Annotated in this window: 29 protein-coding genes and 1 pseudogene; 16 read left to right on the top strand and 14 right to left on the bottom strand. The window is 72.4% G+C overall.

Annotation, left to right across the window (positions count from 1 at the left end):
* The first annotated feature begins 693 nt into the window (after window positions 1-693).
* From ACIP60_RS37785 to ACIP60_RS37775, 3 genes are all read left to right on the top strand, one after another.
* Window positions 694-1,002 carry a hypothetical protein gene (locus tag ACIP60_RS37785; RefSeq protein ID WP_400694047.1) on the top strand — a complete coding sequence of 103 codons (309 nt, stop codon included), beginning with the start codon at window positions 694-696 and terminating at the stop codon, window positions 1,000-1,002.
* Window positions 1,003-1,090: 88 nt separating this feature from the next.
* Window positions 1,091-1,381 (top strand): hypothetical protein, encoded by a 291-nt coding sequence (locus ACIP60_RS37780; protein ID WP_400694044.1) that lies wholly within the window; start codon window positions 1,091-1,093, stop codon window positions 1,379-1,381.
* A gap of 555 nt (window positions 1,382-1,936) precedes the next feature.
* Entirely contained in the window at window positions 1,937-2,806 is an 870-nt protein-coding gene (locus ACIP60_RS37775) for a class II glutamine amidotransferase (protein ID WP_400694041.1), read from the top strand.
* A 1,216-nt stretch (window positions 2,807-4,022) separates the two neighbouring features.
* Here ACIP60_RS37775 and ACIP60_RS37770 read toward each other — a convergent pair.
* Entirely contained in the window at window positions 4,023-4,244 is a 222-nt protein-coding gene (locus ACIP60_RS37770) for a hypothetical protein (RefSeq protein WP_400694038.1), read from the bottom strand.
* Between the two features lie 884 nt (window positions 4,245-5,128).
* On the opposite strand from ACIP60_RS37770, the gene ACIP60_RS37765 reads away from it, so the two are divergent.
* Complete coding sequence (locus ACIP60_RS37765; RefSeq protein WP_400694050.1) at window positions 5,129-5,398, top strand: MerR family transcriptional regulator; 270 nt, start codon at window positions 5,129-5,131, stop codon at window positions 5,396-5,398.
* 505 nt (window positions 5,399-5,903) lie between these two features.
* On the opposite strand, the gene ACIP60_RS37760 is transcribed toward ACIP60_RS37765, so the two are convergent.
* The 4 genes from ACIP60_RS37760 to ACIP60_RS37745 all read right to left on the bottom strand — a co-directional run bounded on the left by ACIP60_RS37760 (window position 5,904) and on the right by ACIP60_RS37745 (window position 8,253).
* Window positions 5,904-6,374: a hypothetical protein gene (locus ACIP60_RS37760; protein WP_400694035.1), complete on the bottom strand. Its 471-nt coding sequence runs from the start codon at window positions 6,372-6,374 to the stop codon at window positions 5,904-5,906.
* A gap of 554 nt (window positions 6,375-6,928) precedes the next feature.
* Window positions 6,929-7,471 carry a hypothetical protein gene (locus ACIP60_RS37755; RefSeq protein ID WP_400694032.1) on the bottom strand — a complete coding sequence of 181 codons (543 nt, stop codon included), beginning with the start codon at window positions 7,469-7,471 and terminating at the stop codon, window positions 6,929-6,931.
* A gap of 248 nt (window positions 7,472-7,719) precedes the next feature.
* Window positions 7,720-7,935 carry a hypothetical protein gene (locus ACIP60_RS37750; RefSeq protein ID WP_400694029.1) on the bottom strand — a complete coding sequence of 72 codons (216 nt, stop codon included), beginning with the start codon at window positions 7,933-7,935 and terminating at the stop codon, window positions 7,720-7,722.
* A gap of 21 nt (window positions 7,936-7,956) precedes the next feature.
* A complete protein-coding gene (locus ACIP60_RS37745) occupies window positions 7,957-8,253 on the bottom strand; it encodes a hypothetical protein (protein ID WP_400694026.1) in 297 nt (98 codons plus the stop codon).
* A gap of 1,561 nt (window positions 8,254-9,814) precedes the next feature.
* On the opposite strand from ACIP60_RS37745, the gene ACIP60_RS37740 reads away from it, so the two are divergent.
* Together ACIP60_RS37740 and ACIP60_RS37735 are read left to right on the top strand one after the other, a co-directional pair.
* Entirely contained in the window at window positions 9,815-10,243 is a 429-nt protein-coding gene (locus ACIP60_RS37740) for a hypothetical protein (protein WP_400694024.1), read from the top strand.
* Between the two features lie 130 nt (window positions 10,244-10,373).
* Window positions 10,374-11,354, top strand: a complete 981-nt coding sequence (locus ACIP60_RS37735; protein WP_400694021.1) for a hypothetical protein — start codon at window positions 10,374-10,376, stop codon at window positions 11,352-11,354.
* A 655-nt stretch (window positions 11,355-12,009) separates the two neighbouring features.
* On the opposite strand, the gene ACIP60_RS37730 is transcribed toward ACIP60_RS37735, so the two are convergent.
* The 3 genes from ACIP60_RS37730 to ACIP60_RS37720 all read right to left on the bottom strand — a co-directional run bounded on the left by ACIP60_RS37730 (window position 12,010) and on the right by ACIP60_RS37720 (window position 13,815).
* A complete protein-coding gene (locus tag ACIP60_RS37730) occupies window positions 12,010-12,342 on the bottom strand; it encodes a helicase associated domain-containing protein (RefSeq protein ID WP_400694018.1) in 333 nt (110 codons plus the stop codon).
* Between the two features lie 454 nt (window positions 12,343-12,796).
* Window positions 12,797-13,531 carry a VanZ family protein gene (locus tag ACIP60_RS37725; protein WP_400694015.1) on the bottom strand — a complete coding sequence of 245 codons (735 nt, stop codon included), beginning with the start codon at window positions 13,529-13,531 and terminating at the stop codon, window positions 12,797-12,799.
* Between the two features lie 110 nt (window positions 13,532-13,641).
* Entirely contained in the window at window positions 13,642-13,815 is a 174-nt protein-coding gene (locus ACIP60_RS37720) for a CsbD family protein (RefSeq protein ID WP_400694012.1), read from the bottom strand.
* 159 nt (window positions 13,816-13,974) lie between these two features.
* Between ACIP60_RS37720 and ACIP60_RS37715 the strand changes: the two genes are divergently transcribed.
* From ACIP60_RS37715 to ACIP60_RS37705, 3 genes are all read left to right on the top strand, one after another.
* The gene (locus tag ACIP60_RS37715; RefSeq protein ID WP_400694009.1) at window positions 13,975-14,145 is read left to right on the top strand and encodes a hydrophobic protein; all 171 of its coding nucleotides are present in this window, start codon (window positions 13,975-13,977) and stop codon (window positions 14,143-14,145) included.
* Between the two features lie 590 nt (window positions 14,146-14,735).
* The gene (locus ACIP60_RS37710; protein ID WP_400694006.1) at window positions 14,736-15,371 is read left to right on the top strand and encodes an ATP-binding protein; all 636 of its coding nucleotides are present in this window, start codon (window positions 14,736-14,738) and stop codon (window positions 15,369-15,371) included.
* Between the two features lie 157 nt (window positions 15,372-15,528).
* Window positions 15,529-16,008 carry a hypothetical protein gene (locus ACIP60_RS37705; protein WP_400694003.1) on the top strand — a complete coding sequence of 160 codons (480 nt, stop codon included), beginning with the start codon at window positions 15,529-15,531 and terminating at the stop codon, window positions 16,006-16,008.
* A 50-nt stretch (window positions 16,009-16,058) separates the two neighbouring features.
* Here ACIP60_RS37705 and ACIP60_RS37700 read toward each other — a convergent pair whose 3' ends face one another.
* Genes ACIP60_RS37700 through ACIP60_RS37690 form a run of 3 tightly spaced genes read right to left on the bottom strand, consistent with a single transcriptional unit; the run spans window position 16,059 to window position 18,061 of the window.
* Window positions 16,059-16,805 (bottom strand): hypothetical protein, encoded by a 747-nt coding sequence (locus ACIP60_RS37700; protein ID WP_400694000.1) that lies wholly within the window; start codon window positions 16,803-16,805, stop codon window positions 16,059-16,061.
* A gap of 51 nt (window positions 16,806-16,856) precedes the next feature.
* Window positions 16,857-17,279 (bottom strand): hypothetical protein, encoded by a 423-nt coding sequence (locus ACIP60_RS37695; RefSeq protein WP_400693998.1) that lies wholly within the window; start codon window positions 17,277-17,279, stop codon window positions 16,857-16,859.
* The gene (locus ACIP60_RS37690) at window positions 17,276-18,061 is read right to left on the bottom strand and encodes a hypothetical protein (protein WP_400693996.1); all 786 of its coding nucleotides are present in this window, start codon (window positions 18,059-18,061) and stop codon (window positions 17,276-17,278) included. Before ACIP60_RS37690 ends, ACIP60_RS37695 begins: the two co-directional genes overlap by 4 nt.
* A 444-nt stretch (window positions 18,062-18,505) precedes the next feature.
* On the opposite strand from ACIP60_RS37690, the gene ACIP60_RS37685 reads away from it, so the two are divergent.
* The 4 genes from ACIP60_RS37685 to ACIP60_RS37670 all read left to right on the top strand — a co-directional run bounded on the left by ACIP60_RS37685 (window position 18,506) and on the right by ACIP60_RS37670 (window position 20,617).
* Complete coding sequence (locus ACIP60_RS37685; protein ID WP_400693993.1) at window positions 18,506-18,631, top strand: hypothetical protein; 126 nt, start codon at window positions 18,506-18,508, stop codon at window positions 18,629-18,631.
* Window positions 18,632-18,861: 230 nt separating this feature from the next.
* Complete coding sequence (locus tag ACIP60_RS37680; protein ID WP_400693990.1) at window positions 18,862-19,326, top strand: hypothetical protein; 465 nt, start codon at window positions 18,862-18,864, stop codon at window positions 19,324-19,326.
* Window positions 19,327-19,462: 136 nt separating this feature from the next.
* A complete protein-coding gene (locus ACIP60_RS37675) occupies window positions 19,463-20,020 on the top strand; it encodes a hypothetical protein (RefSeq protein WP_400693988.1) in 558 nt (185 codons plus the stop codon).
* A gap of 84 nt (window positions 20,021-20,104) precedes the next feature.
* On the top strand, window positions 20,105-20,617 hold the full coding sequence (locus tag ACIP60_RS37670; RefSeq protein WP_400693985.1) for a hypothetical protein: 513 nt from the start codon (window positions 20,105-20,107) through the stop codon (window positions 20,615-20,617).
* Window positions 20,618-20,708: 91 nt separating this feature from the next.
* Here ACIP60_RS37670 and ACIP60_RS37665 read toward each other — a convergent pair.
* Window positions 20,709-21,528: pseudogene (locus ACIP60_RS37665) on the bottom strand (transposase family protein).
* A gap of 206 nt (window positions 21,529-21,734) precedes the next feature.
* Here ACIP60_RS37665 and ACIP60_RS37660 point away from each other — a divergent pair.
* Window positions 21,735-22,217, top strand: coding sequence for a hypothetical protein (locus ACIP60_RS37660; protein WP_400693982.1), 483 nt, complete (start codon window positions 21,735-21,737; stop codon window positions 22,215-22,217).
* A gap of 287 nt (window positions 22,218-22,504) precedes the next feature.
* On the opposite strand, the gene ACIP60_RS37655 is transcribed toward ACIP60_RS37660, so the two are convergent.
* On the bottom strand, window positions 22,505-22,975 hold the full coding sequence (locus ACIP60_RS37655) for a hypothetical protein (RefSeq protein ID WP_400693980.1): 471 nt from the start codon (window positions 22,973-22,975) through the stop codon (window positions 22,505-22,507).
* A 512-nt stretch (window positions 22,976-23,487) separates the two neighbouring features.
* Between ACIP60_RS37655 and ACIP60_RS37650 the strand changes: the two genes are divergently transcribed.
* Window positions 23,488-23,904, top strand: coding sequence for a spore-associated protein A (locus ACIP60_RS37650; protein ID WP_400693977.1), 417 nt, complete (start codon window positions 23,488-23,490; stop codon window positions 23,902-23,904).
* 1,375 nt (window positions 23,905-25,279) lie between these two features.
* Window positions 25,280-25,852, top strand: a complete 573-nt coding sequence (locus tag ACIP60_RS37645) for a hypothetical protein (protein ID WP_400693974.1) — start codon at window positions 25,280-25,282, stop codon at window positions 25,850-25,852.
* A gap of 130 nt (window positions 25,853-25,982) precedes the next feature.
* Here the strand turns inward: ACIP60_RS37645 and ACIP60_RS37640 are convergent, their stop codons facing one another.
* Window positions 25,983-26,516 (bottom strand): hypothetical protein, encoded by a 534-nt coding sequence (locus ACIP60_RS37640; RefSeq protein WP_400693971.1) that lies wholly within the window; start codon window positions 26,514-26,516, stop codon window positions 25,983-25,985.
* Window positions 26,517-26,849: the final 333 nt, after the last annotated feature.

The following is a 26,849-nucleotide window of genomic DNA, read 5'->3' as shown; positions in this document are numbered from 1 at the left end:
TTCGTCACCGCCGTGGCCGCCGTTCTCGCGATCCTGGTGGTGCGCGGCCTGACCGACATGCAGGAGCGGCACGCCGAGGCCGCGCGCACCGCCGCTCTCGCGGCCTCCTGGGCGCCGGCCGAACACGCCTGACCCGACCCGCCGCGCTGCCCGTCGCCGCGCTGCCCGCCGCGGTGGAAGTCCGGGTGCAGGACTGAACGGCGGCCGGCGGCCGGCGGCGTCAGGACGCGCAGAGCGGCGCTGTCACGCAGGTCGGGCGGGCCGGCTGGTGCCGGGGGTGACGGGAGGGGACGCGGACATCGAGGAGATGCCGGACCGGCTGGGCGCGGTGATCGGACTGCCGCCCGAGGACCGGGTGGTCCCGGCCTCCTAGGACCTCGGGGCCGCGGAGCTCGGTTTCCAACTGCCCTCGGAATAAAGCGCGTTGGCCGACCGGGGCGTCGCGGGTGGTGTGCGTGGCGGTGTGCGGTTCGGGGCACAGTGTCCGGTGTGCCGGTCTCTTCCATCGGCTGCGCCGCTGCGCCGGGTCTTCCAGGGGCGCCCCTTCCCTTTTCTGGTCTGGACACGTCATCCTGGTCTCCCGTGTCCGCGTACCGGCCCGTCCGGTCCGTGCGCCGCCCTGCCTCCGTACCGCCGTAGCACGTCGCCCGTCCCGCCAGGCAGTTCTGCCGATCAGAGGAGCCGATCATGCGGATGTCCGTCGTACGCGCGCTGACGGGGGTGGCCGCCGTGGCGGCCGTCGTCGTGCCGACCGGTACCGGCGAGGCGGTGGTGCCGCCCGAACACGCCGTCATCGTCTGCCAGAGCGCGAGTTTCTACGCCAACTACGACAGCGCGTCGGGGCCGGTGGGGCTGGTGCGGGTGCTCGGCTACGGCAACAAGGTCGGCCACACCAGGGGTGTGCACCCGGTCTACAACGGCTGGGCGGCGACGTTCGACTTCGGCAAGGGCGACTGGGGCTACGTCCGCAACGAGTGCCTGGGCGGGTACGGCTCCTGGTGACGCCGGTGACGCCGGTGGCGCTCCGGCCCGCACCCGGCCGTCCCCCCGATCATTCCGCTGGCCCGTACCCGACGAAGGAGAACTCCCCGTGACCGTATCCCGCACCCTCCTGCGCGTCGCCGCGACCGCCTGCGTCCTCGTGACGGCGGCGACGGCGGCCGCCGGCACCGCCGCGGCGGCCAACGGCACCGTCGGGCACCGCGAGACCGTCTGCGCCCAGGACCTGTACGTCCGTACCGCACCGGGTGGCGCCTGGACGGGCACCCTGTACACCGGTCAGACGTTCACGGTCGAACGCGTCCAGAGCGGCTGGGTGTACGGCTTCGCCTACGGCGACATCAACCGGCACGGCTGGGTGCAGGACGGCTGGTTCTGCTGAACGCCTCCGCCCGGGAGGCCGCCGCCGGACGGCCCGGCGTTCTCCACCCCGGCCCGTCGGTGAGGTTCTTCCCGCCCCGGTGGCCGTGCCTCGCGCGTGCCGGCGGGAGCCGTCGTCAAGAGCCGCGAGCCGGTTGAGCGGGTCGTGCGAGGGGCGGGTTCCCGGGGCGGCTGGGCGGTGGGCCGTTGTGGCGGCTGTGGGGGCTGGTGCCGGGTGTGGTCCGGTTCTGCGGATGTCGGCCTGTGCCGGTGGGCTGTAGCGCCCGGGGCCGGTGCGGTTCCCTCCTCGCTGGCCGATGCCGGGGGAGTGGGTGGTTGACGTCGGTGGGGAGGTGCCGTCCGCCGGGTGTGGCAGGTGGCGAGGGCGTCTTCCCCGGTGTCGGAGGGCCGGGGCGGACGGGGTCGGTGTCCGGGCATGCGGGTGCGTGGTCGGGGCAGGAGCGGGGTGACCGGTCGTGCGCACGGCACGGACGGAGGGCCCGATCGGCCTGGACATGGGTGGCCGGTCGGACTGCCCGGAGGCGCCCGGTCGTGGTGGCGGAGAGGTGGGGTTTCGATGTGTCGTCTGTTCGGGATGAGCAGTGCTCCCAGGCGTAGCCGCGCGACGTTCTGGCTCCTGGAGGCGCCCGACAACCTCAGTGCGCAGAGCCGCCGTGAGCCGGACGGCACGGGGTTGGGCTACTTCACCGCCGAGGGGGCGCCGCAGGTGCACAAGGCTCCGGTGGCGGCGTTCCGGGACCGCGCGTTCGCCGAGGACGCCGCGGTGGTGGAGTCGATGACGTTCCTGGCGCATATTCGGTTCGCCTCCACCGGAGGGCTAGAAGGCGTCAACACCCATCCGTTCGAGCAGGACGGGCGGTTGTTCGCGCACAACGGGGTGATCGGGGGCCTCGACCGGCTCGACGCCCGTCTCGGGCCGGCCCGGTCGCTGGTGAAGGGGGACACCGACTCCGAACGGTTCTTCGCTCTGATCACCCGGGAGAGTGCCGCCCGCGGCGGCGACGTCGCGGCCGGCATCGAGGCCGCGGCCCGCTGGGTGGCCGAGAACCTGCCCGTCTACGCCCTCAACATCGTTCTCACCACCGCCGACGAGCTGTGGGCGCTGCGCTACCCGGACACCCACGAGCTGTACGTCCTCGAGCGCCGGCCCGGCGGCCACCACGGCGACCGGCACCTGGACCACGCGGGCACCGCCGGGCGCATGCGCGTCCACTCCGGCGACCTCGCCCGCACCCGGGCGACCGTGATCGCCAGCGAGCGAATGGACGACGATCCGCACTGGAGGCTGATGGAGTCGGGGGAGCTGCTGCACGTCGGCGCCGATCACACCGTCACCCGGCGGACCGTCCTGGCGGGCGAGCCGGTTCACCGCCTGTCCCTGGCCGACCTGGAGCCCAAGGCCGCTGCTTCCCAGAAGGGGAGCTGAGTCTCACTCGCGCTGTCGAGGTGTCCTTGGTCGGGGCGTGGTCGGCGTCGTCGGGAGGTAGGCGGTGTTCGAGGGCGTCGTCGGTGTCCGCGGCCGCTCCGGCTTGTCCGAGCGGCTACCTGTGTGTCCGCGGCCTTGGCGCCTTGCTCGTCGCGACGGCCGGGGCGGCGTGTCGGCGGGGGTCGCTGGTGGCTGTCGGCGAGTTTGCTGGTGTGGCGGAAGGTCGACCGGGGGTCATGTCCGCGGTTGTGTTGCTTGCCGTCCCGGCTCGCGGCCGTCGTCCCGGTCGGTCGGCCGGTGGGGGTGGAGCGCGCCACGGTGTCCACCTCTTGGGCGCTGCGCCTCCCAGGTGGGTCGAGGCGCCCGCCGCGTCTGCGTCCGGGTGCACGTCGGGGAGCGGGCCGGGGGCTTTGGCTGCCGGCCCTCCGGTGAGTGGCCGGGCTTGGGCTGCGCCAGTGCGGTCCCGCCCGTCTGGTGGCAGGCCTTGTGCCGTGGCCGGGGTTGACGTGCTGCTGTGGCGGCCCTTCTTCGTGCGGTTCGGCTCGTCGCGCTGCTTGTCTCCGTACGGGCACCGAATTCCCCGGCGGCCGGCCGATTTTTAGCGGTGTCGGTCGGTTTGGATGGGTGAGACTGGCGCCGGGGCGGCGGGCCGGGCCGGTCGGTGTGTTGCTGGGCGCCGAAGTCGTCTCGGTTCGGCCGGGCTTTTCGGGTCGGTGACCCGCCGGGTTCGGGTGGCGGAGTCCGAACGGGCCGTGAGTTCCTTCGTGTGTCTGCGGAGGTGAGGTGCGTTGCCTCGGGCGGAGCGTAGTGGGTCTGTCCGACCTTGGGGTGGCAGCGGGCGGTGGGGTGGCCTTGGAGCTGTCGGGCGGCTTCGCGTGTGGGTGGGGGGGTGTTGTTCGGTTGGGTCGGAAGGCCGGGGTCGGGGTGCTGTTCGCGTCGTCGTCCTGCCTGTCCTGTCCGGAGCCGTCCCGTTCCGTCCTGTCCCAGCCGGCTCCGGACCGCTCCGGACCGCTCCGGTCCAAGCCGGGTCGGGCCGGGACGGCTGTCGGGGGAGTCGTCCCGGCTCGGTGGCAGGCCGTTCTCTGCGGTGTTGCGGTACGGGGTCCTGGCATGCCGGTCTACCGGATCGCGCTCTGCGGGTTTGGCGCAGGTGCGGTGCCGGGTCGGGGTTGATCGGTGCCGGGTCGTTGCGCGGGTCTTGTGGGAGGGGTGGGTGTCAGGGGTTGCCGGTGTGCCGGGCGTCCGGCTCTGGGCGGTTGCTGCGGTGGCGGGTTTCGAGTGCGCTGCGCAGGTTCGGCAGGTCGGTGAAGGTGACCTGTTCGGCGAGGCGGGCAAGCAGTCGGCGCAGGGCCCGTTCGTCGCGGTCGCGGACGGCTTCGGCAAGGGCGGTGAGCAGGGAGGCCTGGGTGTGGGGCTCGGGTGTCCGGGTGGTTGGCACGGGGTGCTGGCCCCTTCTGCTGGTCGGCTGGCGGCGGGTGGCGCGGGTGGCGGGGCGGTGTTGCCCTCGTCGGCTCGGCTCCGAAGATTATCTCTTCGCGGGACACGGAAAAATCTATGCTGGCCGAGGTAGACATCGTTGCGGGACGGGGTTAGTGTCTCTCTCGTAAGGAAGAAGTCGACGGAACCGCCAGACACGAACTGGCGGGAGCAGTACCGGTAGTGCCGGAAGTTTGCAGGTCGGCACGGTCGCGGAGTTTCGAAGCCACGCCAGGATTGGTGCAGTGCGGCGACGGGGCTGGCGGCCGGGTCGGGTGGCCCGCGGTGATCAGGGGCCGCCGCCGGCGGTGCCGCAGTGAAGTAGAGAGTGAAGCGAAGTCGCAGTACGGCAGTTGCAGCAGTGGCAGTACGCGGGATCTCAGCAAAGGCGCCGGGCTGCGGGCGCGCGTGCTGAGCGGGCAGTACCCAGTCAGTTGGATCAGTAAGTTCGCAGGAGTGACGCAGAGGAAACGGAGGGCACGAGCGCCATCAGGATCGCCCGGCCGGTGAGGCAGCAGTGCTCGTCCGGGCGGACACCGCAGACCCCTGAGAGTACGAAGGACGGTGGTTTCCGGTCACGCATACGCGATCCCCGCACGCCCCCTCGACGGGGCGGGTGCGGAAGTAGAGAACACCGGCTCAGGGCCGGTGGATGGTGTTGTATCCCTTCGGGGCCCCGGAGCCGCAACGGCGCCGGGGCCCCTCGACGCGTTCTCGAACCAGGTAGCAGGAAGAGGTGCAGTGACAACGGCAACCAACCGGCCCCACACCCCCCATACCCCTCATACCCCCCGCACCCCCGATACAGTCAGCTCCTTCGACGACGACGACTACCCCGCCTACACCATGGGCCGCGCCGCCGAGATGACCGGTACCACGGCCGGCTTCCTGCGCGCTCTGGGCGAGCAGGGCGTCATCACCCCTCTGCGTTCCGAGGGCGGCCACCGCCGCTTCTCCCGCTACCAGTTGCGGATCGCGATGCGCGCCCGCGACCTCGTCGACCAGGGCACGCCCATCGAGGCGGCCTGCCGCATCATCATCCTCGAGGACCAGCTCGAAGAGGCCCTGCGCATCAACGAGCAGCTCCGCAGGCAGGACCCCGCCGCGGACACCTGACCGGGCAGCCTCCCGTGTCCCGGCCCCGGCGGTGGAAGGCGCGGTGCGCCGCGGCCGCCCGCCCGGTGTGAAGGCCGCCGGGCCCCCGGTACCGCGGCGTCTGCCGCCGCCGGCTGGGGCCGCGTCGGTCGCCTCCGGCGGGGCGGCGGCGGACACCGCCTCCCGCTCCGGGCCGGGTCCCGGCCGCCGTGGCCGGCCCGAAGGCGCCCGCCCCCTTTTCCGCCTCCCGCTCCGGGCCGGGCCGGGCCGCAGCACCGGTACCCGTCCGGGTTCCGGCCGTGGCCTGCCGCTTCGCCGGGGCGGCGAACACCGCTACCGGGTACGGGTCTTGAACGGCCGTGGCGCCGGCCGGGCCGCGCCCGCGTCCCAAGGCACCCCAGCAGGGATAGGGGCGGTCCTCGTGCCGCGCCCGGCCGGCCCCCGGCCCCGCCCCCGGACTGCGGCTTCCCGGTCCGCGGTAGCGCGGTGTCCTGGGCCGGGCCCCGGGAGGGGCGTGCGTGCGGGGTCAGCGGGAGTCGGTGAGGCGGATGGGGATGGTGAGGGTGAGGAGTTGTCCTGTGGCTGCGGCGGGGGGGAAGTCGAAGGCGGTGGTGAAGTGGCCGGTGACGATGAGCAGGGTGTGGTGGGTGCGGGCGGCGCGGGTCCATTCGCGGGTTGCGGTGAGGGGTCCGTCGTACCAGGGGGTGCCGCAGGGGCGTCGGACGGTCAGGTGCCGGCCGTCGAAGAGCGCCGACCAGCCTTCCTCCGACCAGCCTTCCTCCGGCCGGTTCTCCTCCGGCCGGTTCTCCTCCGGGTGGTCCTTTTCCGGGTGGTCTTCCTCGGGTTGCGGGTTGTGGTCTTCGGGGCCGCGCCAGCCTTCCGTCGAGGGGGTGGGCCGTGTCGGGTCGGCGGGGGCGACTAGGACGGGCCGGTGACCGGGCATCAGTTCGGGCCAGGGCGGCCACGCCTTGCCGGCGGTGCTGATGATCGGTTCCATGCATTCCCTCTTCCCCGGGCACGATCATGCCACCCGCCCCTGCGGCGGGTAGCCGATGATCCGAAGCACTCTTCGGAGCCCGTGCCGAAACGGATCGCCCGCGGGCGATCCGTTTCGGCGCGGGCCGAGGACTGCGTGCCGGTGACCGGACCGCCCCTGCTGGGTTCCCTGCCCCGGCCGGGTGGTGAAGGGCGTGGAAGACGCGGCCGGATCCGCGCAACGATGACCAGCGGCGCCGGCCGGTGACGCTCCGGCCCGTGTTCGCCGAGCACGGGCTCTTCCCGACCTGCCGGGTACGTCGAGTACGTCCCGCGCCAGGACGGCCAAGACGGCCAGTACCGCCAGGACGGCTTGGATGGCTTGGACGCCGTGGCCGCGCTGCGCTGCTTCCCCGTGGTGCGAGGCCCTCTCCGGCCCGCCCACAGCATGGTCGGTTCCACCGCGGGGGGGCAACGTCGTCGACCACGCCGGCCCGGTGCGGCTGACCCCGGCGGCCTTTCGGCCTCTCGGTCTCTCGGTCACCGCGAAGGACGCCGGCGCTTTCGGGGTGGTGGTCAGCTCCGGGTCGGTGCCGGTGCGCAGCCGGGTGGCCCTTGCCGCCGGCCAGGGCGAGGGCGAGGGTGTCGGTGGGCATCGGTCGCGGGGTGCCGGTGTACCAGTCGGTGGTGTCGGTCCGGTTCTTCGCAGTGGACTCTTTCGGTGAGGTGGGGGTTGCGTGTCGGACCGGCCGGCCGGGGCTGCAGCGGGCCGAGGTGGTCCAGCGCCGGGTGTGCCGCCGCGGCGTCCGTGCGCGGGCCCTTGCGCAGGACCTCGCTCCGGAAGAGGTCGAGGGGTATCGGGATCGTGTCGATGGACTCGCTGTGCTCGGGCCGCGGTTCGGCGGCCTTGACGCAGTCGGCGGCGGACGCGTGGCGGATGGCGTTGGAGTGGGCGTCGTCCCAGACCCCGGTGACGGGCTGGACGGTGCCCTGGTAGCCGCTCTCCTCCAGGAGCGCGGCGGTGGTGCCGGCCGGGTCGATGGCCGGTTCGACGAAGCCGCCGGGCAGTTCGTGCGGGACCTGCTGGGGACAGGGGCGGAACTGGCGGGCGAGGATCACCTGCCGGCCGAGGGCGAGGGCGAGGGCGAGGGCGAGGACGAGGACGGCCGTGGCGGGCCGCTCGCACTTGAGGTGGAAGCCGTTCTTACCGCCGTCGGGGAGGTTGGAACCGGGCGCCCGGCAGCATCACCGGCACCGCCCGGCAGCATCACCGGCACCGCCTGGTACCGCCCGGTACCGCCCGGCGCGGTCCGGACGACCGGCCGGGCGCCTGCGTCGAGGGCTGGTGCGAGGGCGCGGGGCGGCGGTCATCGGTCCGTGGGTGCCTTCGGTTCGGTCACAGGGCCGAACTCGGACAGGTCCGGCGTCGAGGTGAGCTGGTAGTCGTCGCCGGCGCAGTCCACCGTGAGTTCGGAGAGTCGGCCATCGGTGTCGATGAGGAGGCCGGTGCCGCAGTCGGTGATGTGGTGTTCGGTCAGGCGCTGGAGGTTGCGAGCGCTGACGGCCTCCCGCAGTACGGCCACCGGCAGCCGCCCGGACAGGCGCTACGCCTGGCCGCTCTTGCGCGTGCGCAGTTTCTCCATCCCTCGGTAGGAGGCCGGGTCGGTGGCCAGCAGCGCCCGCACCAGGGGGCGGTGGTCCGCCACCAGCGGTTCGGGGGCGCGCTCCGTCCTGGTCCACGGCCCCTCGTCTATGCGGTGGTAGGAGGCGTCCCGGGTCAGCGTCAGGTACACCGTGGTGACGACGTCGCCGTCCAGCCCGACGACGGACAGCTCGCCCGTCTGGATGTCCGCCACGTTGACGGCGCCCCTGGTCCTCGCGTCGGAGCTGGTGTCCCTCACCCGCTCGGGACAACGTGGCGGAGAACGGGGCCTGCGGTGTGTCCATCAGCGCCAGCAGTCCTGCCGCCTCCCGCGCACTGCCCGGTGCCGACGGCGAGGCGGGGAGCCTGCTCGCTGCTCGGCGAGGAGCCCGAACAGCCTGTCAGGGCCGCGGTCGCGGCGACCGCCACCGTCCAGCTCCGAAACACCGACACCGAAAACCTCCATTAAATCCTTACCCAAGATCGACAGCGCACACGTTCTCGCAGGCCAACGCCATGATGCAAGCAGATTCGACAGCGAACCGAGAGTATTTTCTGACGTCAAGTCAATTCCGCTTGGGTTTGGCCATTTTCGGATCTCGGCGCCTCCTCGTTCCGCAGGGGCCGCGGCAGGCCCCGGGTCCCGGCCGGCTGTTCTCCGGTGCCGCCGCATGCGACGCGGCCGCAGGACGGGCCCTTCGCCGCTGATCCCCGGCGGGACCGGTCCGGGCGCCGGCACGGGACGACACCATCCGCCCGCCGCCGTTGCCCGCCGCCGTTGCCCGCCGCCGTTGCCCGCCGCCGTTGCCCGCCGCCGCTGCTCGCCGCCGCCCGCTGCCCGCCGCTGCTCGCCGCCGCCCGCTGCCCGCCGCTGCTCGCCGCCGCCCGCTGCCCGCCGTTGCTCGCCGCCGCCCGCTGCCCGCCGTTGCTCGCCGCCGTTGCTCGCCGCCGCCGCCCGCTGCCCGCCGCTGCCCGCCGCTGCCGCCGCCCGCCGCCGCTGCCCGCCGCTCCCGCTCGCCGCCCCCGTCGGCCCAAGCCGGCGGACGGGCGCCCTGCCCGGACCCGGCTCCGCCCGGACGGCGCGTCTCGCACGGCGCGGGCGTGCGACACCCAGCACCTGCCGCCCGCCGCCCGCCTCACCGGCGGCCGCAGCCACCGCACCAACCCGGCCGCCACCCTCGGACACCGGCCGGTGCGGCTGCGCCCGAACGGCGCCGGCGCCCTGCCGGCCCACCAGCCGTGGCCCGGGCGTCGCACCACTCCTCCAGTGACGCCGCCGTGCCGGAGACCTTGCGGCCACCCGCCCTCGGCCCTGCGCGCCGCAGACCGCCGAAGACGTCACCGCGGAACCCGGGCCCTGACGCCCGGGGCGACGGCCGGATCGGGAACGCCGACGACCAGGCGGCCGTGGACGCCCGCAGTCCCTGCCCGCCGACGACCAGGCGGCCGTGGACGCCCGCAGTCCCTGCCCGCCCGTCCACGACCGACCAGGCTGTACGGGCCCGCCGCAGCCGCAGCCGCAGCCCCAAGCGGCCGCCACCGCGACACCGCCCTCGTCCACCGAAGCCCCCCACACCCGGCCCGCGGTAACGGCGGCCGTAGCAGCGCCGACCACGGCGAAAACGAACCGGCCAGCGGCGACGGCGTGCAGGAGGCAACCGTCGACATGGAGCCTGGCGACCGCCGCCAGCGCCCCACCGACGCCGCCACGCGCACGATACGGCGCCGCTACCGCCTCCCCGCAGCATGAAACCGCTAGAGGGCCACCGGCCTCTCGACGCGGACGTCGGATGTTCCGGCGGCTCGACGGAAGGAACCACATGCACGTCAAGAAACTCGTCGCGGCCATGGCCGTGACCGGCGGCCTCCTGGCCGGAGGCCTCGCCACCGCAGCCCCGGCATCGGCCCACACCGCCGACTGCACCTCCCACCAGGTGTGCCTGTACTACAGCTCGAGCGCGTACGGCTTCGGCGCCTACTACCGCCAGACCGCAGACGTCTCGAACTACGCGGGCAAGTACTTCAAGGCCGGCAACAACGGCAGCACCGGCGCCGGCGTCGAGGTCAAGAACAACGCGGCGGCGATCGACAGCTGGCTGAGCACGCAGTTCACCATCTACTACAACAGCGGCTACAACTGCGACGTGGTGTGCCAGGTCTTCGACCCCTACGTCACCTTCCAGAACCTGAACTCCGACCTGAAGAACAACAACGCCTCGGGCCGCGTCCCCCCGGGCGCCGGCTGGTAGGCACCCCGCCGCCCCGAGGCCCTCGGTGCGGTGGTTCCCGGCCCGCCACAACGGCCGGGAACCACCGCACCGAACCGCATCCGCCCCCCACCCGCCCGTCGTGCCCCACGATCCGGAAGAGTCAACGCCCGTGCCCAGCCGCCGCCGCCCCGCCGCCGCCCTCCTGACCGCCCTGCCGCTGCTGCTCACCGCGTGCACGGCCGCCGTGGCCCCGGCCCCCGACGGCAACGCCGGCAACAGCACGCCACCCCCCTCGGTGTCAGCCGTACCCGCCCTGACCTCGGCCAACGACGAACCGCTGCCCCTCGACGCCTACCTGCTGAACCCCCAGCAGAAGCTCGACGTCCTGAAAGCCCAGGCACTGCTCGTCTCCACCTGCATGCAACGCTTCGGATTCGACTACAAGCCCCCGCAGGCGCAGCTGCCGACACGCAGCGCTGACGCTCCCACCACCCGGATCGACAGCCGCTACGGGCGCCAGGACCCCGCCCTGATGGCAGCATGGGGCTACCACCCGGAAGGCGGGCTCTCCGCCGCCGCGGCCCGCACCGCCACCGACGGCGCCACCGGTGGCGCCGACAGCAAGATGACCCCGGAGATGACGGTGGTGGCCACCGGCTCCGGAAGCCCCACCGCCAAGTTCGGCCCCGGAGGGCAGGTCGTCGCCGGCGTCAAGGTGCCCGACCACGGCTGTTTCGGCGAAGCGGCCAAACGCTTGGCCGGGTCCCCGGACGCCCAGGTGGGGGACGTGAACGCCGCCGTCAGCGCCAAGCTGGCAACCCTGGACGAGTCCCGGAGCGACCCTCGCACCCAGGCGGTGTTCGCCGACTGGTCGAGCTGCATGAAAGAAGCCGGCCACGACTATCCGGACCCACTGGCGGCGATGAACGACGAACGCTGGTGGACGACCGACCTGCCCTCGGAACAGGAACGACAGGTCGCCACCGCCGATGCCGCCTGCCGCAAGCAGACCAACCTGGTGGGAGTCTGGTACGCGGTCGACCGCGCCTACCAGCAACAGGCGATCGAGGCCGACGCCGAGGCGATGAGCCGAGCCGAGGCAACCATCCGGGCACAGGCGCAGGCCGCGCAGGAGGTACTGGGCCACTGATCCACGCTACGGCCCGAGGGCTCACCAACTGAACCCCGCAGCCACCGACAGGCCGCCGCCGCCGGCCGCCGACAGCGACCAAGCCCTCCCCACCCGCGCACCGCGGACGAGAACCTCGCCGATCCGCACGACCGGAAACCCCGCCGACCAGCTGAAGCCGAAGCCGACCCCCACCCCCTTCCGGGACAACGTCAGCTAAGAAGTGACGCCGCCGAACCCGCGGCCGCCCGTGGCGCCGCCGAGGGCGCCGAACAGCACGACCCGCCCGGCGAGATCGGCAGCGACGACCTCGACGAACGGCTCCACGCCCCTTCCCGCGAATCCGCCCACAAGCCCCCCTCGGAGCACCACGCGAACCCAGCCCAAGTTGAACCCCGCACACCGCCACCGCCCCCCAACCCGCGCCACCCAGCATCCCGTACACCCGACTGCCCGCATGAACGCCCCCGACGATGAATGAGCCTGCCGGCCACAGCATCAGCGACGGCACCACCGCCCGCTCGTCCGGGACCGGCATCCAGGCACCGCCCGGCGCGAGAACACGCCGGGGCGAATCGGACAGCGGCTTCCCGCCCACATCTCACACAGCTCCGCATCTCACACGACTCCCAGCCCCTCCACGAAACCTCAACAGCACGCCCGCCAAAGCCCCCAACTACCAAGCCACGCCCAGAGCCTCCAACTGCCCGAGCTGCTCCACGCTCAGCTTGTCCCGGCGAGCCTTCTGATTGTTCAACCAGGCACCCAGCGCGACCTCCCCCTCCTTGTGCGCGCGCGACACCTGAACGTGCCCCTCCCGCTCAACGAAGACCGCCAACGCCGCCCGTTCCGTCCGCGGTCCCGGTGCCGACGGCGACGGCCAGGCCGAGCGGCACCGGCCGCCGACGGAACGGGCGGCGTTGGCAATGCCCCGCTGGCGTGGCCGGGCGCGCCGGGGGCGGTCAGGGCCGACGGCACCTCGCCCGCCCGCTCGATGATCGCCCCGCATGCCGGCTCCACCAGCCGGGCCGTGGTCACCGCGTCCTCGACCAGCAGCGTCAGCGCGACGTCCTGGCACGGCAGGCACGCGTCGAAGACCGCGCCGGTGACCTCCTCGAACAGTCGGCTGTCGGCCTGCCACCCGCCCGGCTGCGACGGGGTCTCCAGGCCCCAGTCGCGGTGGCCGTGCCTCCCCGGGCCCGGGCCGGTGCCGACGTTCCCTGCCCGGCTCGTGGCGCCCTACGACGGTGTTCCCCTCGTCCCGTGGCCCGGTCGGTCCACCGGAACCGTAGCGGCCTGCGGCCCTTGTACGGCCCGGGACGGTCGAACACCGCCCGATCGTGTTCCACTCCACCGCTCCCGCCCACCGCCTGCACGCGGATCGGGGCGAACGCGGATGGTGGGCAATGGCCTGACCTTCGTTCCCGTTCGGGAGGTGGGACGGGCCGGTTTGCCAGGCGGCGTCAGTTGGTCCGCGCCAGGTCGGGGGTGGTGTCCGGCCTGACCTGGTGTCCGCGGGGGGCGGCGGGGTGTTCCGGTCGCTGCGGGGCGGCGGCGTGCGGTGTTCGGCCGCGTCGTACCACTCGGACGAGTCGGCGTCCCAGGAGGAGGTAGCCGAGGACGGCACCGCTGGTGTTGAGGACGATGTCGTCGACGTCGAAGGCTCGGCCGGTGAGGAGCGCGCCCTGGACCGCCTCGACCAGCAGCATCAGCGCCGCGGTGGCCAGCAGCACCCGGAACAGGCCGCGGGCCTTGGGCCAGAGCACCGGCAGCAGCAGTCCGAACGGCGCGCCGAGCAGCACGTTCCCGCCCACCTGCCGTAGGGCGTCCGGCACGGCGGCGTGCAGCAGGTAGTGGCGCAGCGAGTTGCCGGGGCGCAGGTTGTCGTGGACGTGGCCGACCGCTCCGGGCTCGGGCACCAGGGTGATCCGGGCCAGTGCGGCCGCGAAGGCGACCGAGGCCAGGAGGGCGGCGGCCAGGACCAGCCATCGGGCGGCGACCGCGATCCACCGCCTCCGGGCCGGCTTGCGGCCGCCCGGATCCGCGACCTCCCCGCCCATGGCGGCCCGGCCCGCCGTGTGGGGCTCTGCGGTGCCCGGCAGCACCGTGTCACGCTCCTGGCCGGTCACCTGCCCGCCCGTCCCCGCGTACTCGTCCCGCGGCTGCTTCCTGCCCGCACCGGCGGTTCTTGCTGCCACGCTTTCCCCTCTTGTCTGTCCGCGCAGTTGTGCGCGGTTCTTTCCGGATGCGTGTGTGGGGCCCGCCCGACGGCCGGGCGGGCCCCACACACGTTGACCGGACGGAGCGCTCAGTCCTTGAAGGCGTCCTTGACGTGTTCGCCGGCCTGCTTGAGGTCGCCCTTGGCCTGGTCGGCCTTGCCCTCGGCCTCGAGGCGCTCGTTGCCCACCGCCTTGCCGGTGGTCTCCTTGACGGTGCCCTTGGCCTTGTCGGCAATGTTCTCGATCTTGTCGCCCGTACTCATCGCGTCCTCCTCGTTCCGGCTCTCTGCGGTCTTCGCACCCGGTGCCCCCACCGTGGTGTCGGGACCAGCGCATGCCCGGTCCGGCCGCGCTGATTCGTGTGAATATTCGGCCGGCTCGGGGGCACACGGCGGTTCGACACAGACTGCGTGGAGGTCTTCATGGTTCCCCTTCTTCTCGTCCTGCTGCTGGCTCTGCTCCTGTTCGGCGCCGGGTTCGCGGTGAAGATCCTCTGGTGGGTGGCGATCATCGTGCTGGTGGTGTGGGTGGTGGGCTTCGTCGCCCGCGGCACCAACGCCGGTGGCAGCCGCGGCCGCTGGTACCGCTGGTAGTCGGCACTACCGAGGACCACGGATTCCGGGCGGGGCCTGCGCTGATGCGCGGGCCCCGCTTCCGTGTGCCCTCACCTTCCGCGCCGCGGCCGTCACTTCGGTCGCCGTGGTGTTGCCGCCGTGCTCCGCACGGGTGGGATCGGGGGTGTGTGGGCCGGCCGGTTACGGGTTAGGCGTCTTCGCGGCGGGGTGGGGCTGTCTCCGCGTCCTGAACCAGCGCGACCTCCAGGCCCCACCCCGCCCACCAGGCCCCCGGCCACGCTGACCGAAGGGCTGCCGGTTCCTCCGGAACCGCTGCAGGCGCTCTCGCAGCGGACTTGGGCGTTAGGCGCTGGTTCGGCGAAGCCGAGGGACGGCGGGTGCCCGTGAAGGGGACGGTTCCCCTCCGATCCGTGAACCGCGTGGACAGCTCGCACCCGGATGCCGCCGGCGGCGGGGGAGCGCTGTGACCCGGACGAACCGCGAGGTGTCGGCGTACGGACGGCGGGTGGTGTGACCTTCCCGGGCGGGGGCAGCCGACACATAGCAGCTCCTTTTTCCTTCCTTTTGCCCCGTTTGTTCCAGGAGTTCACCGAACGAAGGCCGCTCCCATGCCTGACTACCCGCTCTCGCTCCGCCCGGCCCCGCCGCACCCCGCACCCCACCGGCTGGAAGCCCGCCCGCCCGACGCCGGCCGCCCGGACACCGGTGGTTCGGACACCGGTGGTTCGAACAGCGAAGGTCCGGACACCGACGGCCGCGTCGGATGCGGCGGCGTGCCGGACCCGGCCGGGGAACTGGACGTGTGGGTACCGCTGGTGCGTAGCGCCGCGCAGGCGCGCGCGGCGGTCAGCCGGTTGCTGCGGAACGCGGGGACGGTGACGGGGGTGGAGGTCGACGCGCACCTGGTGGCGACGGAGTTGGTGACCAACGCCAACCGGCACGCCGGTGGCGTCACCGGTTTCAGCGCCCGTCTGGAGGGCGCCGGCCCGCGCGCCGGCACGGCCCCACACCCTCCCGCCCCGGCCGTCGGCCCCGCAACGGGAGCGGGGCGCTCGGCCCGGGGGCTGTGTATCAGCGTGGAGGATGGCGACGTGCGCCTGCCGCGCGCTGACACGGGGGCCCTGGAGGACGTGGTCCGCTGGGGCGGGCGCGGTTGGGCCTTGGTCCTCAAGCTGTGCGCCGCCGTGGACGTCTGCCTGCTGCCCGGCGGTGGCAAGCGCATCAGCGCCGTCATCGCCTTCTGACGGAGCGGCCCGCACCCGGCCCGGGACGGGCAAAGGACCGTGGCATCCGGCCGATGCCGCAGGCCGGGGTCGGCCGGTTTCGTCGGCGGTTTCGTTGATCAGCTTTCGGGGCCGGTTTCGGGCCGACAGCGGCGTCTACCGACAACTGCGCCAGCAGATGACCGAGTTCACCGCCGACCGCCCGGCCGCCACCGAGGAAGCTGCGGCCGAGCGCGAGGAGATCCTGCGCCGCCACCACAACCGCCTGTGCGAGTCGGAGGGCACCAACTGGCTGCCGGTCGAGGAGGACCCGCAGATCACCGCTGCCGTCACCCATGCCCGCCAGCAGCGCGAACGGCACCGTGCTGCCCTCCTGCGCGCCCGCGCCGGAACCCTCCCGCTGCCCGTCTTCCTTTCCGACGCCGCCGAGCACGCCCTCTCCGCGTTGCGCCCCGGCGAGCTGGACGCCGTCGGGAAGCTGATCGAGCGCCTCGCCGTCCACCTGCGCCTCGGCAGCCCCGTCCCGGTGGTGCCGATCCCGAGGTCGACGGCTACACCGCCCGCACCGACCCGGCCGCCGACACCGGCGACCGCGTCAGCGTCGTCCACCGCGTCCATGGTCATTCCCTGTCAAGTTCAGCGTGTGGAAATCCGCTGAACCCGGGCCTTTCACCAGCTGATCCAGCAGGTGGGATGTCGCTGTTCGGGCTACCGGAAGGCTGGCGGGGTGCGTCGAGCCCGATGGCGCAGCCACCAGCGGAGGGTGGGGAGGATGGTGGCCCAGGCGAGGAGCATGAGGGGTGGGCCGCCCCAGGTGGCGGCGAGGAGTCCGGCGGGCAGGGTCCAGACGGCGGCGGTGAGCGCGGCTTTGGCGCGGTCGGCGAGGACGGATGGTAGACCGACTCCTGCGGGGCGGGGGCGGCGGGCGAGGACGGAGGCGTTGAGGGTGTAGGTGCCGAGGGTGAGCAGGATGAGTGCGAGGCCGGTGATGAGTTCGGGTTCGTCGATGGGGGTGTCGCTGCTGGTCTGGGTGGTAGTGCCGCGGGTGACGGCGACGGTGTACTCGTGCCAGTGGGTGACGGTGACCTGCTCGCCGGGCAGCAGGTGGCGCAGGAGCGGATCCTGGCCGGGGAAGTCGAGTTCGGCGGGGACCGGTGGGGGGCCGTCGAGGCGCAGGGTGAACTGCTGCTGTTTGGGGCGGGTGTCGATGTGGGTGCCGCGGACGCGGGCGGTAAGGGAGTACAGGCAGTCGGCATCGGGTGCGGCGTCGGCGGGGCACGGTGCGGCTGCTCGGTAGGCGCGTTCCTCGGCGACGCTGAAGGGGACGACGATCCCGCAGGCGAGGGCGGCGGCGAGCAGGGCGGTGCCGACCACGGCGGCGGTGAGGGTCCAGGTGTGGTGCCACCAGCCGCGGGGCCGAACGGCGGGGAGAGGTATGGGAGGCAGGGAGATCAAGGGTTCTTCCTTGGGCCGGGCGGGGCCGGGGTAGTGGCGCGGGCGGGTGGTTCAGCCGACGGCAGTCCTGTGGCGGCCGCAGGCGCGAGAGAAGACGGCGACGGCAGCGGGGGTGCCGGCGAGGGTGGCGATGAGCAGGTCGAGGTCTTCGGAGTGCAGGTGGTCGGGCAGGAGCAGGTCGGTGGCGGCGCAGGCGAGCAGGCCGGTGCCGATCAGGACGGCCGCGGCGAGGAGGGCGGCGGTGCGTCGGCGTGGGGGTGCGGTGCGGTAGCGGGCGAAGACGGGCCGGCCGGCGATCAGCATGGTGGCGGCAGCGACGGGCGGGTAGCCGGGTGAGATGCCCAGCGGCCAGGCGGCGAGGGCGATCGCGCCCCACAGCAGCAGGGTGGCGGCCTGGCGGATGAGCACGGTCAGGACCAGGCTCCCGGTGGAGTGGCTGTCGTCGGCGGCCGGTGGTTCGGCGGAGGCGGTCACGGGCGTCCTGTTCGGTGGGGTGCGAGGTTGTGGAGGTGGTCAGGCGAGGGCGAAGTAGCGCAGCCACGAGTGGAGGGCGGAGACGGCGACGGTGGCGGCGGTGACGGGATGCCGTAACGGGTGAAGGTCCCAAAGCTGATGGGTTGCCGGTTGCGTCGGCGATGCCGAGCACGACGACGTTGGCGGAGACGCCGATGGCGGTGGCGTTGCCGCCGAGGTCGGCACCCGGGGGCCAGAGTCCACCACAGGAACGTGCCGTAGGGCTGGCCGACGGTGTGGGGGAGGTCGGCGGTGATGGGGGCCATGGTGGCGACGTAGGGGATGTTGTCGACGACGCCGGACAGGACGGCGGAGGCGACCAGCAGCAGGATGAAGGTGCCGAGCGGGCTGGTGCGCCACAGCGCCATCCCGGCGAACGCCAGTGGCATCCCCAGGCTCAGTACGCGGGCGGGGTCGCGCCAGGCGGCGCGCAGCCAGGGGAAGGCGACGTGCATGCCGTCGGTGAACAGCACCGTGAACAGCGCCAGGTCCGCGGTCGCCGCGACGATCCGGCTGTTCGGGGTGACGTGGATCAGGCCGAGGAATCCGTCGCCGACCAGGGCACCCGAGGCGAGGAACAGCAGCGAGGTGGACAGGGACGGTGTGGGCGGCCAGGCCCGACAGCAGGACCGCGACGAGCAGCGCGACCCCGAAAACAGCGATGAGCACCATGCAGGGAACCCCCGGACCGGCTGAGGAACAAGAGGGTTGTCCCCTTGCTCGCCGACCAGGCTTCCCGGCACACCACGAGCGATTTTATACGACTCTTACGGCTCCTTGACAGACCCTTTGCGGCCGAAGGGGCCGGGCGGCCGCCCGCACGGCCCCTCGCCCCCGTGTCCGCTACGGGCTACGATCACCGCCAGGTGAGCCGGGAAGCCTGGGTGGACGGCACCCGGCACCTGGCCGTCGCCGACGTGAGCGCCATGCTGCGCTCCTTTCCCGGATCTGGGGCGGCTGGGCCGGAGAAGGCCACGCCGACCTCGACCCGGACACCGTCGACCCGCTCGGATCCGCCCTCGCTGACTTCGCCGACCAGCTCGACGTCGAGAAGCCATCGCCCGCACCACCTCGACCTGACCACAACCCGCCGCCAGGGGGCCCGCACCCGGGCCGCTCCCTTGCGCAGTGGACAGGCCGGCCCCTCGTTCCAGTGGGGTCCTCCCCATTGCGGGTAGGGGTCCAGCGTGACTCTTCTGCTGGCCGGCGGTGCCGGAACCACCGACCTCGGACCCGGCGTCGGGATCTGCGCCGGTGTGCTCGTCGTGGTGGCGATCGGCATCACCATCTGGCGGGTGCGAAACGGGCGTTGAAAGGGTGTGGTGGGCAGTGCCGGCAGCACCCTGTCGTGCCTGCCTCGGCACGACGGCCTTCCAGTCCGCCAGGGCGGGCCCGCATGGTTCGCCCCGCCTTGGCCGCAGGGCCGGTGCCGGTAGCCTCGTCGTCCGCGACGAGTGGAGGTGACGCCCCGTGGAAGACGCACTCGATGCTCTCTTCGGTCTGCTGCCCCGCCCCGGCGGCGTCCGGGCCAAGGACTGGGGCTGTGCGCGAGCGGCTCGGTGCCGATCCACCCGTCGACTACAAGACCATCATCGACACCTTCGGCGGCGGCTACGTCGATGGCTACCTGCGGGTCCTGGATCCCGGCTGCGTGAACGCGTTCTACGACTTCATCGCGGCGGCCGAGGAGCGCGCCGAGGCCAACGAGCAGCTCTGGGGCGGCGGGGAGACCGAGCTGTCCGAACTCGACGAAGCCGGTGCCCGACTCATCCCGTGGGCGTCCACCGACAACGAGGAGTTCCTGTACTGGCTCGCCCTGCCCGACCAGGACCCCGGCGAGTGGACGGTCGTGGTCAACGAGGCCCGCAGCTCCCGGTGGGAGCACGTCGACCTCACCTTCCCCCGCTTCCTCGTCACGGTCCTGACCGGCGAGATCCGCTCTGAGATCCTCTCCGACCCCTTCCCCGCCTCCCCGTACGACTTCCAGCCTTCCAGCCGCTTCGTGTGACCGGCGGCCCCCAGCCGCGGCTTCGCGCCCCTCGGACCATCATTGTGCCAACTCCCGTCTCATGATGGAGATTTGGAGGACGGTCGACGGGCAGGCGGCCGGTATGGCGTATACAGCGGGACAGGGCCGCCTCGCGGTGGGCAAGCGCATCTGGATGCTCTGGGCGGTGGGGGCGGTGTTGGCTGCTCTCTTCGCGGTGTTCGTGCACGTGTCGACCGGAGGGCCGTGGTGGCCGGCGATCGTCGCGGGGGCCCTGTGGGCCCTGATGACCGTCGGACTCACCCGCTGGGTCCAGTGGCGCAGTGCCCGCAAGCTGGGGCTGAGCGGCCTGGCGGAACTGACCGAGCTGGGAGGCGCCATCAAGGACGAGCGCATCCCCCAGGACCCCGCTCAGCAAAACGCCCTGTGCACCGTCATCCGGCAAAACCGCAAGCGCCGGCACCCGGCCCGGTGGTCGTGGCTCGTTGTGGGCGCGGTCATGATCTGGAACGCCGTGTCCATGTGGCTCAGGCACGGCACGGCCGTCGGGATCATTTCCTCGGCGTTCGTCCTGGCCTGGATACCGGCGATGTACATCGCCGACCGCCGTCGGCAGCAGAAACTGCGCCGCCTCGAACTGCGCCTCCAGCAGCCCGACTCCGGCCACAACCCCCCGCCGCCGGCCGGCGGCACCCCGGCCCCACAGGACTTGTGAGGAGCGTCTCCTTGAGTGCATCCTCCAGCCGCCAGCACTGAAATAGTTCGCGGCGGGCACTGTGCATTCGGCAGGATGTCGAGCATGGATCAGGTGTTCGCAGTCGCGTGGCGGTACGTCGTCGGTCTTGTTCTGACCGAGGACCTGCCGATGGAGGCCGCTCAGTTGCTGGCCGTCGGCTTTGACTCTCCCGCACTGCGTGACCTGGCGGGACGTGCTCGCCGCGACGACGCCGTCGAAATCAGAGGACTGTTCCGGCAGGCGATGGGCGAGCTGGGGACCGGCGTCCCCGATTGGGAGAGCGCCGAACGGTGCTATCTCCACCACCTGGCAGGCCAGCTAGCGGCCGGCACCGGGACGCCCCGCGAGGTGGCGGCCAATATCTGGCGTCGCCTGACCGAAGCACAGACCGGTCCTGAGCTCGAGTTCCTTCAAGCTGTGGGCGATGAGTACTACGTCGAGTTCATCTCGAACGAGCGTCCTGACGCCTACCAGGCTTGGGAGACCGCGCTCCGTTCGGCAGCGGAGCAACTCAGCCAGACAACCTCTGCCGAGATCGGCGGCCTGCGCGAAAGATCGCGCTCGGCAACAGGCTGACCACGGCCAAGGCCGCGGACCGTTCCCGGGCTGCTGACCCACGCACTCGCTGTTTGACACGCCGGCTCATGTGAGCTGCACTGAGTCTCTTTCATCCTGAGTTTTCGCTGGTCGTGCCGCTGTGGATCATGAGGGTGTGGGCGGCGGTGATCAGGCGGCTGATGCGGTTGGTCGAGCAGCGGGCTCTGCTGAAGACCTTCCAGGTCTTCAGCTGGGCGAAGGCTCGTCCGCTGGGTGCTCGGAGTCGGGCGTGGTCGCGGTTGTACTGCTGGTGGTGCTCGGGCAGTTCGTGGTGGTTGTGGTGGGGGGTGCGGAAGGTGGCGCCGGCGCCGCGGTGGGCTCGGTCCGCCAGGACGAGGACCTCGCGGGTCGGGCAGACCTGGGCGATGCCGTGGGCGCGGGCCGCGGTCAGGTCGTGGGTGCGGCTCGGCAGGGCGCGGGAGAACCACAGGGGTGTGCCGTCGGGTGCGGCGACGACCTGCACGTTCATCCCGTGCGTGCGGTGCTTTTGCGAGTGGTACGGTTCGTCCGTCTCGACCCGGTCGGTCGGGATCAGCGTGCCGTCGACGATCACGAAGTCGCCCTCGCCCAGTCCCGCCAGGGCCTCGCGCGGGCCCGGCGCCCAGGCGGCCAGGACCTCCCCGCTCTCGTCGGAGTACCGCCAGGCCGTCGCCTCCGACCCCCCGAACCCGGCGGCGACCCGCGCGAACGTCTCGTTCTTCCGCAGGTGGGCCAGGACCGGCAGGGCCTGTTTGAAGCAGCTCAACTTCCGCCAGCGCGACCCGAGTTCACACCTTCGGGTACGGATCGGCCACGAGACGTGCTCGACCAGCTCGTGCGGGACATCGAGCATGGCAGGATATGAGACCAGCAGGGCCCCTCGGCGGCGACGTGATGAGTGAGATCACCACGGCAACGACGAGGGACCCTGCTGCGTCACTGCCGCCCGCTGACCAGGCAGTTCACCCTGCAGAGACAGGATGAAAGAGGTTCACTGTCACACCGTGACGGAACCGGAGGGGCACCACAAGCCGCCCTGCTGTTGGGGGGTACCTCTACGGGGTTCGTCAAGGAAATCGGGCTGCATTTGGGTGGGGTGGCCAGGCAGCATGGCGAGATGCCAGATCTGCTGTGGGACGACGTCAGGGACTTCTTCGACCCTGACCTGATGGGGTCGCTGCCGGATGCGTGTGTCGCAGACACCTCGGTCGAGGACTGGCAGGCAGTACTGGATTTGGTGCGGTCGAAGGGGTGGTCGTGCGAGTACTCCGAGGACGGTGCCTTGGTCCGGCTGCCACGAGCTGTGGACATGCTGGGCCGCAGCCGGAACAGCGACGCGTTGTTGAGGGTCTGGCCCGCCCCCGGATTCCTGGCGATCTTCCGGGCGTATGAGGTCAGCTCCATCGACTTCGACGTTGACCTGCGGGAGCTGCAGGGCCAGGACGGCGTCAATCTGCTGTGTCGTCTGCTGCGGGCGATCGGGCGGCGGCTCGGCAAGCCGGTGACGTTGACTCCCGAGTCGGATCCACTTCACCCAGTCCTAGCGTTCGATGTCGAGGCCGATCGCGTGGTTCTGTTGGCGGATCCGCAGTTCAGCTGACCGCCGTGGCCGGCTTCGACTCGTAGAAAGTCCCATCGCGGAGCATGGCGAACAGGACGTCGGCCCGGCGTCCGGCCAGGGGGTTCGCGGCGTTGTCCAGGGGGAAAGCGGTGTCTGCCGGGCCTGTTCACCGAGCAGGCCCGGCACCTGCCGGACCTGTCCACCGCCACCGCCGTCCGGGCCGAGGCGGGCGGGTCGGCGCGAACGGGGCCGGCTACCCGTCTCCGGCGCCGAAGGTCCTGGCGCAGGTCCTGGCCTGAGTCGCGCGCCTCGGGTGGGTCGGTGGGTCAGTTTCCTGGTGCGGTGCGGATGGCGGCCTCCAGGGTGTGGGTGAGGGCGTCGAGTTCGGGTGGGCAGTAGTCGAGGACGGTGCCGGGCATGGCGGCGGCCAGCGCGCACACCGTTACCACCGCGACCTTCTCGGCGCCGGTGAGTTCCGGCAGCGTCTGCCAGCCTTCCCCTTCGCCGCGGTCGTAGTCGTGGTTGTGGGCCGGGCCGATCACCTCTCCCGCCGACGGCCAGGTGCGGTGCAGCCCGTCCAGGGCTTCCCCGTCCCCGCCGGGCACGATCGCCGTCGACGTGGCCGTCTCGATCGCCTCGGCGGCGTTCAGCAGCGCTTGCGTGTGGCCAGGATCGGTCTGCCGTCCTGCCAGTTCCCGTACCCAGGCGGCGGCCTGCCGCCCGGTCTCGGCTGCCCGCTCCAGCGCCGAGCGCCACGGCGGCTGGGTCGCGCTCGTAGGCCTCGACGCCCCGCCCACCTACCTGGTCGACGCCCACCACGTCCCGGTCCGGCACGCCACCGCCCGCCGCGCCGCCTGCAAGTATCACCCTGGCTCTGTGCCAAGACCCGGCCCGGACCTGACCCGCCTCAGCGGCCCGGGTCGGCGCCGCCCTGTTCGACGGCCGCGCGCAGCCGGGCCGCCGTCGCCGCCGTCGCCACCGCCGCTTTCCGGGTCCTCGCTGCCGGCCAGCAGGGCGAGCAGCTCCACCGCCGCGGTGAGCACCGGCACCGGCATCGGCACCGCCGCCTCGCGCAGCAGCAGGAGCTGCTCGGCCGCGCGGTGCCCGGCGGACCCGGCGGGATCGGCGACGCGACTGGGTCAACCGCCACAGTGGCACCCACCGGATGGCCACCGGCGGGGGCCGGCTGTTCCGGCAGCCCGCCTTCGCCCGGTGGGCGATACGCGGCCGCTACCGCCGTCGCCTACGCTCTCGAACTCCCGTCCGGGCAGCCGCCCGGCGGCCGCACGAGAGTGGAGCGCAGCACCGCATGCACCAGCGAAGCAAGCGAACCGTCGCCCGGGCCGGAGTGCTGGCCCTGGTGGCCGGCGGCATCGCGACAGCCGTACCGGCGACCGCCCAGGCGGCCTCGTACAACGGGGTCTGTGGATCGGGCTACAGCACCATCGACCACCGGGACCTCAACTCCGGCGGCACGGTCTGGCTGACCTACAGCAGCTCCACCGGCAAGAACTGCGTGGTGACGATCCGCAACAACCCGGGCCCCGCACTGCAGATGCTCGCCGGGCTGAAGAAGGCCGGTGCCTCCAAGTGGGCGGTCCTGGACGAGAACTACTACACGACGTACGCCGGCCCGGTGTACCTCTACGCACCCAACTCCTGCATCGACTGGGAGGGCGGGATCGGGGAGAACGTCAGCGGCGGCTTCGACTCCCACTGCGGCTGATCCCTTGATCCCGTGGCGCTCCGGGGCCCGCTGCCGTCGGTACGGCTGCGGGCCTCCGGTGCGGCTCCCGACACCGGCCGCCGACGGCGTACCGTGGTGGGTCGGGCGGTGAGAGGCGGATTCCAGCGATCGTCGCAACACAAGACCGGTCGTTGACGTCCCGTGACAGCAACAGGCAGCCCCACTTCGTTCTACCGCGGCGACCGCGCCCCCAGGACGAGCGCGACAAGCTCCGCCGGATCATCGGCCCGGCCGCCGACCTCGCCGGCCGGGCACCGCACGACCGGCCCGTGCCGCGTTGGGTCGGCGTCGGCCCCACCCTGCTGAACCGCCCCGCCCCTGCCGCCCGCTGAACCGCGGCGGCGCAACGCCCCGGGGGCCGGCAGCTCGCCGGTGCCCGGGGCGTCGTCACAGCGAGCCGAGGGTGTCCAGTTCATCCGGCGCGCCCGGCCCAGTGCACGCGCAGTACAGGTCGGGGCATGAGCAGCCCCCGCACTGCGGGCAGGTGTTCATCGCCGATCAGGAACCCCTGGAGGAGCGCGAGGGGGACCGGGTAGGCCGGCTCCTAGAGAGTTTGGCGACCTCCTGCCCGGCAGGCCACTGCCGGGTATGTGCCCAAGAAATGCCGTCGACCGCCGCCAGCCGCTCCGACCGCTTCTGCACCGACTGGTGCACCCGTAGGGCCCCGGGGCTGCGACGGCGAGGACGGCTCCTCAACACGCTGCCCCCTCGCTGTCGTGCCCAGCGCGCAATGGACAGCTCCAGCAGCACACGCCTGCGTCGATGGACAGGCCGTGCTGAGAGCTGGTGGAGCTGACCGGCGGATGCGTTTCTCCTGGACACGCCGCCCAGCGGGCCCGCACCTGGCCGCGCCGAAGGACGCCACCGTACTGCCCCGCCTGCCGGGGCTATGGCGTCGGGCACGGGCACACCGTGAGAACAGGGCCCTTGGCCGAGGTGATTCGGGCGGGACAACCGGGCCGGACAATGGAGTTGTCCAGACGGCGGTCAAAGGGGGCTGATGCAGGCCCGGTCCGGTCTGCCTGCTGCTCGGATGTCGAGCGATCCGGTCCTGTCCCGGCGGTCCGGTCCTGTTCCGGGTGTCTGTGGTTGGGGTGCTGGCTGGGGGTTTCGTGACGGGCTGTTTGTCGCGGAACTCTGCCCGGCCCCCGGCCCCCCGGCCCCCCGGCCCCCCGGCCCGGCGGCCCTGCCCCGCCGCGCCTCCTTGCCCCTTGCGGGCGGGGGCACGTGCGTGCGGCGGGTGCGGCGCTGCATAGTGCGTGGGTGACTGTGACTCCCGATCGAGTGGACCTGCCCGCGCGGTATGCTCCCCCCTCACCGCCCCGGCGTCGGGTGCACGCTGTGGGGGAGCCACGTGCGACAGGGACTTCGTCACGCCCTCGGGGCGGCTGCGCTGCTGGCCGCCCTGACCGCCTGCTCACCGGGGAGCGCGTCACCCGTTCCCCCCGTCCCCGCTCCGTCCTCCGCCACGGCCGCGACGCCGTCCGCCTCCGCCGCGAGCCTGGACGAGGTGTTCAGCCGCACCCGCACCGCGCTGACGACGGCGATGGCCGGAGAGGCCGAGGCTCCCGACCCGCAGACGTTGATGCTGGTCCAGGCGTGGCCGGGCGGCGCCGCCTACGTCTGGGAGACCCCGGACCAGCGGCAATGCTTCGCCGAGGTCCACCAGGTCTCGGTCCGGGTACGGGGCTGCGCCGACCACCAAGAGGTGACCTCCGCGGCCTGCGGCGACACCCCCCTGACGGTCCGCCGGATCGGCACCCTCGCGGACGGCGCCCGGACCCTGTACGCGCTCTGGTTCCCGACCTGCACGAAGGGCGACGTCACCTTGACGACGCTCGACCGCACCGGCGCCACCGCCCGGGCCACCCTCCCGTTCGGCGATATCGGCGACCGCACCTGCACTCCCGCCCCTTACTCAGGTTGAACTCGCGATGTCGGTGATCAGCCTGGCTGCGAGCTGATCACCGACATCGCGAGTTCAACCTGAGTAGTCCGCGGCCGCGGGACTGCTCGGTGCTCGTCGGGCATCGGGCGTTGGGTTCAGCCTCACGGTTTCAGCGGGCGATCTCCTGTGCCCAGTCCGCCAGTTGGGCGAAGTGATCCGGTCGCAGCCCGTACCGACGGTCGATCTTCAGGGTGAGCGCGCGGCCCGGGTGGTTGGCGGCGATCCATTCGGTGTCCTGGGGGCCGATCTCGTCGTCCACCCAGGCGAAGGGCTGCTGGTCGGCCCAGTAGACCAGCTGCCGGGTCTTCCAGTGCAGCCCGTCCGGGTCCTTGTGGTTCATCGACTCCCAGTTCACGTAAGGGAGTTTGGGCAGGCCGAGGAGCGGCGCCAGGTGCTCGTCCGCCTCGTGCCGCCAGGCGGTCGCCCACACCAGGTCGTACGGCAGGGCGAGTAGGGACGTCCCGTGGGCGGGGTTCAGCCAGACCCGCAGCGGCTTCGGGTCGGGCACGCCCTTTTCGAGCTGCCGCTGCCTCCACGTCTGCGAGGGCACCCGGTGGGTCCGGTAGCCTCGGGGGCGCAGGATGCGGTCGAACGGGGCTATCGGCCCGTCGACGTCCAGCATCAGCAGCGGACGGTGTGCCATGAAGATCCTCCAGTCGGTCGCTGCTGGATTCTCTCCCACTCCCGGCCCGCGCGGCCACCGCCTCGCACTCGGAACGGGCGGACGGAGGACCGTGCCGATTCAGCGTTCCGCACACCCGGTCGATCACGAGGCCATCGAGATCGTCCACCCGGCTGCGGAACCGCACCGGCAGCGTGAACGCCCCCGACCGGTTCAGCGTCCTTGAGACTGAACCTCCCCGGGTTCGGTGGGGACTCGGTTTCGTGTAAGGATTCGAGTCATGGCACGTCCCTCTTCCTACCCGCCTGAGCTGCGGCGTCGTGCGGTGCGCATGGTCGCCGAGGTTCTCGGTGA

Origin of the sequence: Kitasatospora sp. NPDC088783 (assembly GCF_044750705.1) — a bacterium.
In the GTDB taxonomy this organism is placed as follows: domain Bacteria; phylum Actinomycetota; class Actinomycetes; order Streptomycetales; family Streptomycetaceae; genus Kitasatospora; species Kitasatospora fiedleri.
The sequence above is the reverse complement of the archived record's forward strand: the minus strand, read 5'-3'. Positions and strand labels throughout refer to the sequence as shown.